This window comes from Roseomonas chloroacetimidivorans (genome assembly GCF_049629625.1).
Lineage (GTDB): Bacteria > Pseudomonadota > Alphaproteobacteria > Acetobacterales > Acetobacteraceae > Roseomonas > Roseomonas chloroacetimidivorans.
The window spans coordinates 1-12,319 of the sequence record NZ_JBNBZS010000118.1; the positions used below are offsets into that span (position 1 = coordinate 1).

The 12,319-nt window shown below is 68.5% G+C and carries 10 protein-coding genes; all 10 read left to right on the forward strand.

The features are described from left to right. Positions 1-1,008: transketolase-like TK C-terminal-containing protein (locus tag ACO1BU_RS33205; RefSeq protein WP_424140209.1), on the forward strand; the 1,008-nt coding region annotated here is incomplete at its 5' end. A 12-nt stretch (positions 1,009-1,020) separates the two neighbouring features. After that, positions 1,021-3,870: a bifunctional transaldolase/phosoglucose isomerase gene (locus ACO1BU_RS33210; protein ID WP_424140210.1), complete on the forward strand. Its 2,850-nt coding sequence runs from the start codon at positions 1,021-1,023 to the stop codon at positions 3,868-3,870. 10 nt (positions 3,871-3,880) lie between these two features. Beyond that, positions 3,881-4,915 carry a phosphogluconate dehydrogenase (NAD(+)-dependent, decarboxylating) gene (gene gnd, locus ACO1BU_RS33215; protein ID WP_424140217.1) on the forward strand — a complete coding sequence of 345 codons (1,035 nt, stop codon included), beginning with the start codon at positions 3,881-3,883 and terminating at the stop codon, positions 4,913-4,915. An 86-nt stretch (positions 4,916-5,001) separates the two neighbouring features. Next, the gene (zwf, locus tag ACO1BU_RS33220; protein ID WP_424140218.1) at positions 5,002-6,516 is read left to right on the forward strand and encodes a glucose-6-phosphate dehydrogenase; all 1,515 of its coding nucleotides are present in this window, start codon (positions 5,002-5,004) and stop codon (positions 6,514-6,516) included. Positions 6,517-6,518: 2 nt separating this feature from the next. After that, positions 6,519-7,346: a Cof-type HAD-IIB family hydrolase gene (locus tag ACO1BU_RS33225; protein WP_424140211.1), complete on the forward strand. Its 828-nt coding sequence runs from the start codon at positions 6,519-6,521 to the stop codon at positions 7,344-7,346. Further along, entirely contained in the window at positions 7,343-8,077 is a 735-nt protein-coding gene (gene pgl / locus ACO1BU_RS33230) for a 6-phosphogluconolactonase (protein ID WP_424140212.1), read from the forward strand. Before ACO1BU_RS33225 ends, pgl begins: the two co-directional genes overlap by 4 nt. A 31-nt stretch (positions 8,078-8,108) precedes the next feature. Then, positions 8,109-8,810, forward strand: a complete 702-nt coding sequence (rpiA, locus tag ACO1BU_RS33235) for a ribose-5-phosphate isomerase RpiA (protein WP_424140213.1) — start codon at positions 8,109-8,111, stop codon at positions 8,808-8,810. 164 nt (positions 8,811-8,974) lie between these two features. After that, a complete protein-coding gene (locus ACO1BU_RS33240) occupies positions 8,975-9,559 on the forward strand; it encodes a gluconokinase (protein WP_424140214.1) in 585 nt (194 codons plus the stop codon). Between the two features lie 202 nt (positions 9,560-9,761). Then, complete coding sequence (locus ACO1BU_RS33245) at positions 9,762-10,121, forward strand: hypothetical protein (RefSeq protein ID WP_424140215.1); 360 nt, start codon at positions 9,762-9,764, stop codon at positions 10,119-10,121. A 236-nt stretch (positions 10,122-10,357) separates the two neighbouring features. Continuing rightward, positions 10,358-12,247 carry an RNA polymerase sigma factor RpoD gene (gene rpoD, locus ACO1BU_RS33250; protein ID WP_424140216.1) on the forward strand — a complete coding sequence of 630 codons (1,890 nt, stop codon included), beginning with the start codon at positions 10,358-10,360 and terminating at the stop codon, positions 12,245-12,247. Positions 12,248-12,319 lie beyond the last annotated feature (72 nt).

Below are 12,319 nucleotides of genomic sequence, written 5' to 3' on the forward strand. Positions count from 1 at the left end.
TGGGAGCGCGACCTGCCGTCCTTCCCCCCGGACGAGAAGGGGCTCGCCAGCCGCGACTCCTCCGGCAAGGTGTTGAACGCGCTGGCCCAGCGCATCCCCTATCTGCTCGGCGGCGCGGCCGACCTCGCGCCATCCACCAAGAGCGACCTGAAGGGCGAACCGAGCTTCGAGGCGCACGCCTATGGCGGCCGCAACTTCCATTTCGGCGTGCGGGAGCATGCGATGGGCGCGATCTGCAACGGCATGGCGCTGTCACGCTTGCGGCCCTACGGCTCAGGCTTCCTGATCTTCTCCGACTACATGCGTCCTTCGGTCCGCCTGTCTGCGCTGATGGAGCTGACCGTCACCTGGATCTTTACCCATGACAGCATCGGCGTGGGCGAGGACGGGCCGACACACCAGCCGGTCGAGCAGCTCCCAAGCCTGCGCGGCATCCCTGGCCTGCTGGTGATCCGCCCCTGTGACGCGAACGAGGTGGCCGAGGCCTGGCGCGTCATCCTGACCCGCAAGCACGAACCTGCCTGCCTGATCCTCAGCCGCCAGGCCCTGCCAACGCTCGACCGCGGCAAGGTCGCCTCCGCCTCGGGCCTCGCGCGCGGCGCCTATGTGCTCGCGGACGCCGAGGGCGGACGGCCGCAGGTCATCCTGATCGGGACCGGCAGCGAGGTCGGGCTCTGCCTGCAGGCGGGGGCGGAGTTGGCCAAGGAGGGTGTCCGCGCCCGCGTCGTCTCCATGCCGAGCTGGGAACTCTTCGAGCAGCAGGAGCAGGCGTACAAGGACGAGGTCCTGCCGCCGGACATCCTCGCCCGTGTCGCGGTCGAGCAGGCGGCAACCCTGGGCTGGGAGCGCTATGTCGGCGTGAACGGCACGGTCATCGGCATGCGCAGCTTCGGGGCATCCGCGCCGGCCAAGGCCCTCTTGGACAAGTTCGGCTTCACTGTCGAGAAGGTCGCCGCGGCGGCCCGCGAACAGGTCCAGCGCGGCGCGTCCCGGCAGGCGGCCGAGTAGGAGGGGCAGGACATGAACCCGCTCAAGCAGCTCGAGGCCTGCGGCCAGTCACCCTGGCTCGACTACGTCAAGCACAGCCTGATCGAGAAGGGCGATCTCGCCCGCATGATCCGGGACGATGGGCTGAAGGGCGTCACCTCCAACCCGTCCATCTTCGAGAAGGCGATCGGCCACTCGGATGAGTATGACGATGCGCTGAGGGCCTTCCAGGCACAGGACGATCACGGCATCTCGGCCATCTACGAGCATCTGGCGATCGGCGACATCCAGGCCGGCGCCGACGTGCTGCGCCCGGTTTACGATGCGACCGGGGGGCGCGACGGCTATATCAGCCTGGAATGCTCCCCCTATCTCGCCAACGACACCGAGGCGACGGTGGAGGAGGCGCTGCGCCTGTGGGGGGCGGTGGACCGGCCGAACCTGATGGTGAAGGTGCCGGCGACGCCAGCGGGGATCCCGGCCATCCGGCAGCTCATCGGGCGCGGGATCAACATCAACGTCACCCTGCTCTTCGCGGTCTCCGCCTACGAGCAGGTAGCGGAGGCCTATATCGCGGGGCTGGAGGATCTCGCCCGCGCCGGTGGCGACCTCTCCCGTGTCGCCAGCGTGGCCAGCTTCTTCGTCAGCCGCATCGACACCCAGGTTGACAAGCAATTGGAGAGGCACGGCGAGGCCGGAAGAGCTTTGCTTGGGCGCATCGCCATCGCCAACGCCAAGGTCGCCTACGAACGCTACAAGGAACTGTTCTCCGGAGCCCGCGACAACGCGCTGTTCTCCGGGGCCCGCTGGGAGATCTTGGCGCGAAGGGGCGCGAGGACACAGCGCCTGCTCTGGGCGTCCACCGGGACGAAGAACCCTGCCTACAAGGACACGCTGTATGTGGAGGAGCTGATCGGCCGCGACACCGTGAACACGCTGCCGCCCGAGACGATGGACGCGTTCCGCGACCACGGCACGGCCACGCCGGATGCGGTGGAGCGTGATCTCGATCGGGCGCAGGCGGATCTCGCGGAACTGCAACGCCTGGGCATCTCGCTCGAGGCCATCACGACCGGGCTGGTCGAGGATGGCGTACGCCAGTTCGCCGATGCCTTCGACCAGCTCCTCGGCGCCGTCGCGAAGCGCCGCCGCACCCTGTTCGAGGGCGACCGCGCCACGCTGGAGCTACGGCCCGGCAGCGAGGATTTCGACAAGGCGGTTCGGGAGGAGATGGAGGCCTGGCGCCGCGAGGGGCGGATCCGCCGCCTGTGGCGGGGCGACAAGGCACTCTGGACCGGCGCCGACGAGGACCGCTGGCTCGGCTGGCTCAACATCGTGGAGCAGGAGCTCAAGGACCTTCCCGCGCTGGAGCGCTTTGCAGCCGGGGTGAAGGCGGGCGGGTTCACCGATGTCGTGCTGCTGGGCATGGGCGGGTCGAGCCTGGGTCCGGAGGTGCTGGCCGAGACTTTCCGGCAGGTGCCGGGCTGGCCACGCTTCCACGTGCTGGACGCGACCGATCCGGCCCAGCTGCGCGCGGTCGAGGCGGCGGTAGACCTGTCGCGGACGCTGTTCATCGTGTCGTCCAAGTCAGGCAGCACGCTCGAGCCCAACATCTTCCTGGCCTATTTCCACGACCGGATGGAGGCGATGCTGGGCTCGGGCCGGGCCGGGCCGCATTTCGTCGCCGTCACCGATCCCGGCTCCTCGATGGAGGCGCGGGCGAGGGAGCTGGGCTTTCGCGCGATCTTCCATGGCGTGAAGGAGATCGGCGGGCGCTACTCCGTGCTGTCGAAATTCGGGCTGGTCCCAGCGGCGGCGATCGGCCTGGATGTGCGGCGCCTGCTGCAGACGACGCGGCGCATGGTGCGATCCTGCGCCGATGACGTGCCGCCGGCCGAGAACCCGGGCCTACAGCTCGGCGTCGCCCTGGGCGTGGCGGCGAAGCGCTTTGGGCGCGACAAGGTGACGATCATCGCCTCGCCCGGGATCGCCGCTCTCGGCGCCTGGCTGGAGCAGCTCCTGGCGGAAAGCACGGGCAAGCAGGGGAGGGGGCTGATCCCCGTCGACGCCGAGCCGCTGCGTGCGCCCGACCGCTACGGGCGCGACCGGTTCTTCGCCTATCTGGAACTGGACGGCCAGGCCGAGCCGGCCCAGCGGCAGCTTGCGGACGCGCTGGAGAAGGCTGGCCATCCCGTCGCGCGGATCCGCGTCAGGGATGTCTGGAGTCTCGGCGAGGAGTTCTTCCGCTGGGAGATCGCCACCGCGGTCGCGGGCGGCGTCATCGGCATCAACCCGTTCGACCAGCCCGACGTCGAGGCGAGCAAGGTGAGGACGCGGGCGCTCACCCGGGACTACGAGAAGCGGGGCAGCCTGCCGGAGGAGGAGCCGCTGTTCCGGGAGAACGGCGTCGCGCTCTATGCCGATCCCCACAATGCCGGCGCGCTTGGCCAGCACAACACGCTCTCGGGTTATTTGAGATCACATCTCGGACGGGTGGGGGAGGGGGACTACGTCGCGCTCCTCGCCTATATCGAGCGCAACGCCGCGCATATCGATGCCCTGCAGGCCGTTCGCGCGCGCATCGGCGAGGCGACACGCGCGGCGACCTGCCTGGGCTTCGGGCCGCGCTTCCTGCACTCCACCGGGCAGGCCTACAAGGGCGGGCCGAACAGCGGTGTGTTCCTGCAGGTCACCTGCGACGACGCGGCCGACCTGAAGGTGCCGGGCACCGCCTACAGCTTCGGCGTGGTGAAGGCTGCGCAGGCCCGTGGTGATCTCGAGGTGCTGACCGAGCGCGGAAGGCGCGCCTTGCGCGTGCACCTGGCAGACGTGGAGTCCGGGCTGGCGGAACTCGCCCGCGCGGTGGAACAGGCCCTGTCGTAGGAGGATGGCGATGCAGCTCGGGGTGATCGGTCTGGGGCGGATGGGCGGCAACATCGTCCGCCGCCTGATGAAGGGCGGGCATGAATGCGTGGCCTACGACGCCAAACCCGGTGCGGCGCAGGCACTGGCCGGGGAGGGCGCGAAGGCCGTCGCCTCGTTGGAGGAGATGGTGCAGGCACTGCGCCCGCCCCGTGCCATCTGGGTGATGTTGCCGGCCGGGAAGATCACGGAGGACACGATCCGGCACCTCGCCGGCATCATGGACCGCGGCGACATCCTCATCGATGGCGGCAATAGCTACTACAAGGACGACATCCGCCGTGCGAAAGAGCTGCGCGAGAAGGGCCTGCACTACGTGGATGTCGGCACCTCCGGCGGCGTCTGGGGCCTGACCCGTGGCTATTGCATGATGATCGGTGGCGAGAAGGAGATGGTGGACCGGCTGGACCCGGTCTTCCAGACCCTCGCGCCCGGCCTCGGCACGATCGAGCGCACCGAGGGGCGCGAGGCGCTCGATCCGCGCGCGGAGAAGGGCTACATCCACGCCGGCCCCAGCGGCGCCGGGCACTTCGTCAAGATGGTGCACAACGGCATCGAGTACGGGCTGATGCAGGCCTATGCGGAGGGCTTTGATATCCTCCGCAACAAGACCTCCGACCACCTGCCCGAGGACGAGCGTTTCGAGCTGAACGTGGCCGACATCGCCGAGGTCTGGCGGCGGGGCAGCGTGATCTCTTCCTGGCTGCTGGACCTCAGCGCGCAGGCGCTGGCCAGGGACGGACAGCTCTCCGATTTCTCCGGCTTTGTCGAGGATTCCGGCGAGGGGCGCTGGACGATCGAGGCGGCCATCGAGGAGGCGGTTCCGGCCCATGTGCTCTCCTCCGCGCTCTACAACCGGTTCCGCTCGCGCCAGGAGCACACCTTTGCGGAGCGGATGCTCTCCGCCATGCGCTTCGGCTTCGGTGGCCATGTCGAAACCCACGCGCCCGCCGATCCCGGCGGGCGGCCAGCGGAGACCCACGGGCGTGCGGACAGGGCGGAGTAGAGCGGGTGCCCGACACCTCCCTCCCGCCGTCCACCCGCGTCGTCGCGCCGCCGCGCCGCGCGCCGAAGCCCGCTGATCCCTGCGCCATGGTGCTGTTCGGCGCGGGCGGGGACCTGACCAGGCGGCTTGTGGTGCCGGCACTCTACAACCTGTGCCGCACCGGGCTGCTGCCGGAGGGCTTCGCCCTGATCGGCACGGATATTCTGCAGCAGGACACCAGGGCTTGGGCCGCGCAGCTGCGAGACATGCTGCAGAGCTTCGTCGGCAATGCTTCCTCGGAGTTCAACATCGACCGCGTCGAGGAGGATGTCTGGCAGCGCCTTGTCGACCGCATGACCTATCTCCAGGGCGACCTGAACGACCCCGGCCTCTACGCCCGGATCGGCGGTGCCCTGGACGAGGCGCCGCAGAAGCACGGCACGCACGGCAATGCGATCTTCTACCTGGCCGTCGCCGACCGGTTCTTCGCCAGCATCGTCGAGCAGTTGGGCGGAGCCGGGCTGGCGCGAGAGGAAGAGGCAGACCACGGGCGGTTCTGGCGCCGTGTCGTCATCGAGAAGCCCTTCGGCCACAGCCTGGAATCCGCGCGCGATCTGGACAGGCGCATCCGACAGGTGCTGGGAGAGCACCAGATTTTCCGAATCGACCACTTCCTGGGCAAGGAGACGGTCCAGAGCATCATGGCCTTCCGCTTCGCCAATGGGCTCTTCGAGCCGATCTGGAACCGCGACCGGATCGACCACGTGCAGATCACCGTTGCTGAGACCGTCGGCCTGGAGCGGCGCGGCCGGTTCTATGAATCCACCGGCGCGCTGCGCGACATGGTGCCCAACCATGTCTTCCAGCTCCTCGCAATGGTGGCGATGGAGCCACCCGCCAACTTCACCGCCGAGTTCATCCGCACGCGCAAGGTCGAGCTCTTTGCCAGTATGCGCTCCGTCCGGCCGGAGGACGCCGTGCGCGGGCAGTACGGGCCGGGTGCGGTGCTGGGGAAGCTGGCGCAGGGCTACCGGCAGGAGCCGGACGTGGCGCCGGACTCCAGCACCGAGACCTATGTTGCGATGAAGCTGTCCATCGACAACTGGCGCTGGGCGGGCGTGCCCTTCTACATCCGCACCGGAAAGCACATGTCCCGGCGCAGTACGGAGATTGCCATCCGCTTCCGCCAGGCCCCTTACGCGCCGTTCGAGGCGACCCCCGTGCACAGCCTTCCGCCGAACTGGCTGGTGCTGAGCATTCAGCCGGATGAGGGCATTTCGCTGCAGTTCGAGGTGAAACGGCCCGGACCGGCCCTGGAGCTGGCGACGGTGAGGATGGATTTCCGCTATCGCGACTATTTCCCCCGCGAGCCCAATGTCGGCTACGAGACACTGCTCTATGACGTCATGATCGGGGACGCGACGCTGTTCCAGCGTGCCGACATGGTGGAGGCGACCTGGCGCGTCGTGCAACCCGTGCTGGATGCCTGGGCGGAGCAACCGGCGGAGGACTTCCCCAACTACGCCTCCGGCTCCGATGGGCCAGACGCGGCCGTGGCGCTGCTGGCGCGCGATGGCAACCGGGCCTGGCGCCCCGTCACGCCCCCTGGGAGCACCGTCTGACAATGGCGCGAATCCGCCTGCTGGTCGCCGACGTGGACGGTACGCTCGTCACCCAGGATAAGGTGCTGACCGAGGCGGCGAAGGCGGCCGCGCGGGACCTGCGCACTCACGGCGTGCGCCTGGCCATCACCAGCGGCCGCCCGCCGCGCGGCATGCGCATGCTGATCGAACCCCTGGCACTGGACGGCGCTATCGCCGGCTTCAACGGCGGTGTCTTCGCCAACCCGGACCTCTCCGTCATCAGCAGCCGCACGCTGGAGCCGGAGGCGGCGCGACAGGCCGTGCGCATGATCCGCGAACACGGGATGGATGCCTGGCTCTACACCGAAGAGGAGTGGCTGATCCGCGACAGGCGGGCACCGCACGTAGCGCGGGAGGCCTGGACCGTGAAGTTCGACGCGCGTGTGGTGCCCGAGTTCACGGATGCGGATCTCGTGCACGCCGTGAAGATCGTCGGCGTCTCCGACGACCATGGGCTGGTTGCGCGCTGCGAGCAGGAGCTGCAGCAAGCGCTCGGGAAAGCCGCCAGTGCAGCGCGCTCGCAGCCCTACTATCTCGACGTCACCCACCCCCAGGCAAACAAGGGCGAAGTCGTGCGCACGCTCTCGCACATGCTGGACATCCCCCGCGAGGAGATCGCCACCATCGGCGACATGCCCAATGACGTGCTGATGTTTCGCGAGAGCGGCTTCAGCATCGCCATGGGCAATGCCAGCGACGACGTGAAGTCCCAGGCCAGCGCCACGACCTCCAGCAGCGAGGAGGAGGGCTTCGCACGCGCCGTGCGGGAGCTGATCCTGCCCAGGGCTGGTCTCGAGGGCGGCGCATGAACCCCGCCCACGGCACGCTTCGCGTGTTCGAGGACGCTGCCGCGCTCGCCCGCGCCGCGGCGGAGGAGGTCTGCGCACGCGCCGAGACGGCGGGCGGGCGGTTCATGCTGAACCTCTCCGGCGGATCCACTCCGAAGCCGCTCTACATGGCACTGGCCTCGCCGCCCCTGCGCGACCGCTTCCCCTGGGACCGGGCGCAGTTCACCTGGGGCGATGAGCGCTTCGTGCCGCCAGATCACCCCGCCAGCAACGCCCGAATGGTGCGCGAGGCCATGCTCTCCCGCGTCCCCGTGGCGCCCGGCCAGGTGCACCCGGTGCCCACGACGGGGATGACGCCCGGGCGCGCCGCCGCGTGTTACGAGCGCAGCCTGCAGACGCTCTACGGCGCCGACCGGCTCGATCCTGCGCGGCCCCTCTTTGACGTGGTGCTGCTCGGTCTCGGCGAGGACGGCCACACTGCATCGCTCCTTCCGGGCCAGCCGGTCCTGGAGGAGCGGACACGCTGGGTCGCCGCCGTGCCGCAAGGTCGGGAGGAGGTGCGGATCACCCTGACCTATCCCGCGTTGGAGAGCACGCGGGCGGCCATTTTCCTGGTTGCCGGCGCGGGTAAGCGGGACGTGTTGGACCGCATCCTTTCCGGCGGGAGCGAGGTCCCTGCTGCCCGCCTGCGGCCGCAAGGCGAGCTTCTCTGGTTCGCTGATCGGGCTGCCGCCGGCCGATGGGCGGGCTGACGCGCTTGGGCTTCCAACCGGCAGGTGCGAGATGACGAAGGAACCGGACGCAGGCAGGCATACGGCGGCCACGGCGGCGCTGGCGCTCGTCAGGGACGGGATGCGGCTCGGCCTCGGCACCGGCTCGACCGTGCGCTATTTCCTGGACGCGCTGGCAGGGCGGGTACGGAGGGAAGGGCTGCGGGTCCTGGGCATTCCGACCTCGGTCCGCACGGAGGAGCAGGCGCGGGCGCTCGGCATCCCGCTCGCGGACTTCGCCACGATCGAGCGCCTGGACCTCGCGATCGACGGGGCGGACGAGGTGGAGCGCGGTACGCTGCGGCTGATCAAGGGCCTCGGCGGAGCCTTGCTGCGCGAGAAGATCGTGGCCGAGGCCGCATCCCAACTCGTCGTGATTGCCGATCCCTCCAAGATCGTGGACCGGCTTGGCGCCCGCACGCCTCTGCCGGTGGAGGTGGTGCGTTTCGGACATGAGGCAACGGCGCGACGCATCGCCGCCCTCGGCGCCGCACCGGCGCTCCGCATGAGCGGGAACGGGCCGTTCCTGACCGACAGCGGCAACCTGATCTACGACTGCGCCGGCCTGTCGCCGATGCTGGACCCGCGCAGACTGCAAGGGCAGCTGCGCGCTATCGCCGGCGTCATAGAGACCGGGCTGTTCCTGGATGGTCCGGAACTCGTCCTCATCGGCCATGCGGACGGGCGGATCGACCGCCTGGAGCGGCCGGCATGAGGTCCTCCTGCGTGGATTGCCGGCGACGCGAATGGCTGAGCCGGTTTGTCTCAAACTGGCCCTGCCGCGGGTGTGGTGCACCTGACTTGCTCCGCCGTCCCGCGGAGCAGGTCATCATGGTGCGGAAGCCGGCCCGCGCCTGACGTATCCCATGGAGGAGCAAGATGGTCAGCGACACGGTGCCGGGCGGCAGGCCCGGATGGGACCATGCGGCCGGTCACGGGCTGACACGGCCCACGATCATTGTGCTCATGGGTGTGTCCGGTTCGGGCAAGACCACTGTCGGGGTCCTGCTCGCGAAGGCCCTGGACTGCCAGTTCCAGGAAGGGGACGACCTGCACCCGAAGGAGAACATCGAGAAAATGGGCAGGGGCAGGCCGCTGACCGATGCGGACCGCCTGCCCTGGCTGCGGAAGGTCGCCGAGCTGATCGACGGCTGGCGCGCGCGCGGTGAATCGGGCGTCATGGCCTGCTCTGCATTGAAGCAGTCCTATCGCAACATCATCACTGGCGACCGAAAGGACGTCCACCTCGTCCTCTTGCAGGGCTCGCGCGAGCTGATCCGCCGGCGCATGGCAGCGCGGCAAAAGCACTTCATGCCCGTTGCCCTGCTCGAGAGCCAGTTCGCCACGCTCGAGGAGCCCGGGGCAGACGAGAACCCGATTGTCGTCTGGGTCAGCGGCACGCCGGCCGAGACCGTGGCCGAGATCCTGCGCAAGCTTGAGGAACGTGAGCAAGCCCAGTGCTGAGTCGGAAGCCGCCGCCTCCGGATCCTGCTCCAGAGTTGACGGGGAGGATCTCATGCGCGTGTCATCACCGACCACCGCGCGCTCCTCGTCAGTTGCTTCCAAGGCAGTTTGCGGTGCCGGGCGGAGCGCTCAAGACAGTCGGCGGCGCTCCGCAGCGATTGCGTTCCTGTCCAATGATCCCAGCTCAGCGCGGAGCCAGTGTATGTCCGACCTTCGCTTCCACGCCACGCTCGGCCAGTTGCGCCACCACCCGCTCCTGCGCGGGCTCCGTGTCGTCTGTTATGCAGTGCTTGCCTTTGCCCTGACATTTGTGGAATTGGTCGCCGAGCTGTTCGCCTCCTTTCTGCTCTTCAGCGGCGTGCTGTGGTGGGTTGCGCTGAGGGTGATCAATGGTCTGTCCGTAGAGGGCGAAATCCAGCATCTCCTGCGCTATTTCCCCTCGCGCGTCGCGTTGGGGGAGCACTGGGTGACGCCGTCCGAGCTGATCCACCAAGGACTACTTCTGCTCGCGGTTCTAGCTGCTTGCCGTACCTTGAACCGCCTGGTCGATCGGAACCTCTGACCGGCCCAACGCCGGTGCTATTCGAGATGGTGAATGACAGGCTGGCCATGCGGCGCCTGGACCAGCTTCGAGAGGCTCTCGCCGCCCGAGACTACCGTCAGCTTCGTGCTCGCCCCGACGTGCATGCGGTTCAGCGTCGCTCGCTCGGGCTCCTCTGGACCGGCAGCAACGGGCTAACCAGATAAGTGCCCGGGCGTTCGCTCCGGGAACGAACACGTCGGAGGATGCGGCAGAGCATGGCGTCGAAGCACACCGAGGGCGATGGGGCTAACGTCGTGGCCCATGGCGCTCTCCTCGAGTTGAGGCCCGAGGAGGTGGACGACGCGTTGGTGTTGCTGTGCACCATCGCTCGCGAGCAAGGCCGCGTCACGCAAAGGCAGGTCACCGCGGCGCTCCGCCCGGACAGATTCTCCTCGGAAGTGGTCGAGAACGCGACGGCGGCGCTCTCGGACCCGGGCGTGGATTTGGTCCCGTCTCACCCTGATCAGGAAGAGGAAGCGGACGACATCGCGGACGAGCCCACCGCGGCCGCTGAGCCCGCTGGAGACCGCGAGGAGGCCGGCGGCCTCGGCGAGAACCCGGGCCGCTCGGCCGACCCGCTGCGCGCCTACCTGCGTGAGATGGGCTCAGTGGGGCTGCTGACGCGGGAGGGGGAGGTGGCGCTGGCCAAGCGCATTGAGGCCGGCCGGGCCCTCATGCTGGCTGGACTGTGCGAGAGCGCGCTCACCTTCCGCGCCATCCTGGCTTGGCACGACGCACTGATCGAGGGTCGCATGCTCCTGCGCGATGTGCTGGACCTTGAGGCAACCCGCGGAGCCAGCGAGCTAGACGCCGATGGCGGCGCCGGCGAGGGGGGCGAGGCGGAGGGCGGGGACATGGCCGGCTCACAGATGGAGCTGGAGAACCAGCTGCGCCCCGGGGCCTATGCTGCCTTCGACCGGATCCGTGCGATCTGGGAGGCGGTCGAGGCCGCGCGCACGAGCCGCTTGGGAGGAGCCGCCGCTGTCGACCGGGACGGGGTCGGCGACCAGCTTGCTGAGCTGGCCGCCGCGGTCGGGCAGCTCCGACTGCACGCTGATCGAATAGCGGAACTCCTGGGGCGGATGCGGGCGGTCAACGCTCGGGTGACAAGCGCCGAAGGAGGGCTGCTGCGCATTGCCATCGCTTCGGGTGTACGGCGTGAGGAGTTCTTGGAGGTCTACCGCGCCGCTCCCGCTCGCGGCTGGGTGGCTGCCACCGCAGGTCGAGGGGGGCGCGGCTGGAAGGTGTTCGCTACCGTGCACGCCTCGGAGGCCGAGCGAGCGCTGGAGGAGATGTCGGCGGCGGCCGCCGAAGCCGGACTGAGCGTCCCCGAGTTCCGGCGCATCCACGCTGCTGTGTCATGCGGTGAGCGGGAGATGACCCAAGCCAAGAAGGAGATGATCGAAGCGAACCTGCGCCTCGTGATCTCCATTGCCAAGAAGTACACCAACCGCGGCCTGCAGTTCCTGGACCTGGTGCAGGAGGGCAATATCGGTCTGATGAGGGCGGTGGAGAAGTTCGAGTACCGCCGCGGCTACAAACTTTCAAGTTACGCGACATGGTGGATTCGGCAAGCGATCACCCGCGCCATTGCGGACCAGGCGCGAACCATCCGTGTGCCTGTGCACATGAACGAGACCGTGAATAAGATCGTTCGTACCTCCCGGCGGCTGCTGAACGAGACCGGACGGGAGCCGACACCAGAAGAGATCGCGGGTAGGATGGGGCTGGCGGTCGAGAAGGTGGTCCGGGCGCAAAAGATTGCGAAGGAGCCGATCAGCTTGGAAAGCCCGGTTGGAGACGAGGAGGACAGTCACCTCGGCGACTTCATCGAGGACGGCAATGCGGTAGCGCCGCTCGACGTCGCGGTGGGCTCGAAGCTGCGCGAGGTTACGGCCGAGGCACTGTCCGCCCTGACCCCTCGCGAGGAGCGGGTGCTGCGAATGCGCTTCGGCATCGGCACGAACACCGACCACACCTTGGAAGAGGTCGCGCAGCAGTTCAACGTCACCCGTGAGCGCATCCGCCAGATCGAGGCCAACGCGCTGCGCAAATTAAACCTGCCTGCGCGCTCGAAGGCATTGCGGACCTTCCTCGACGGATGAACCCCCGAGGCAAGCCCGAACTTGGTGAGATCTGCACGGATGTGTTTGGACGCGCCGAGGCTTGTCGGGTTC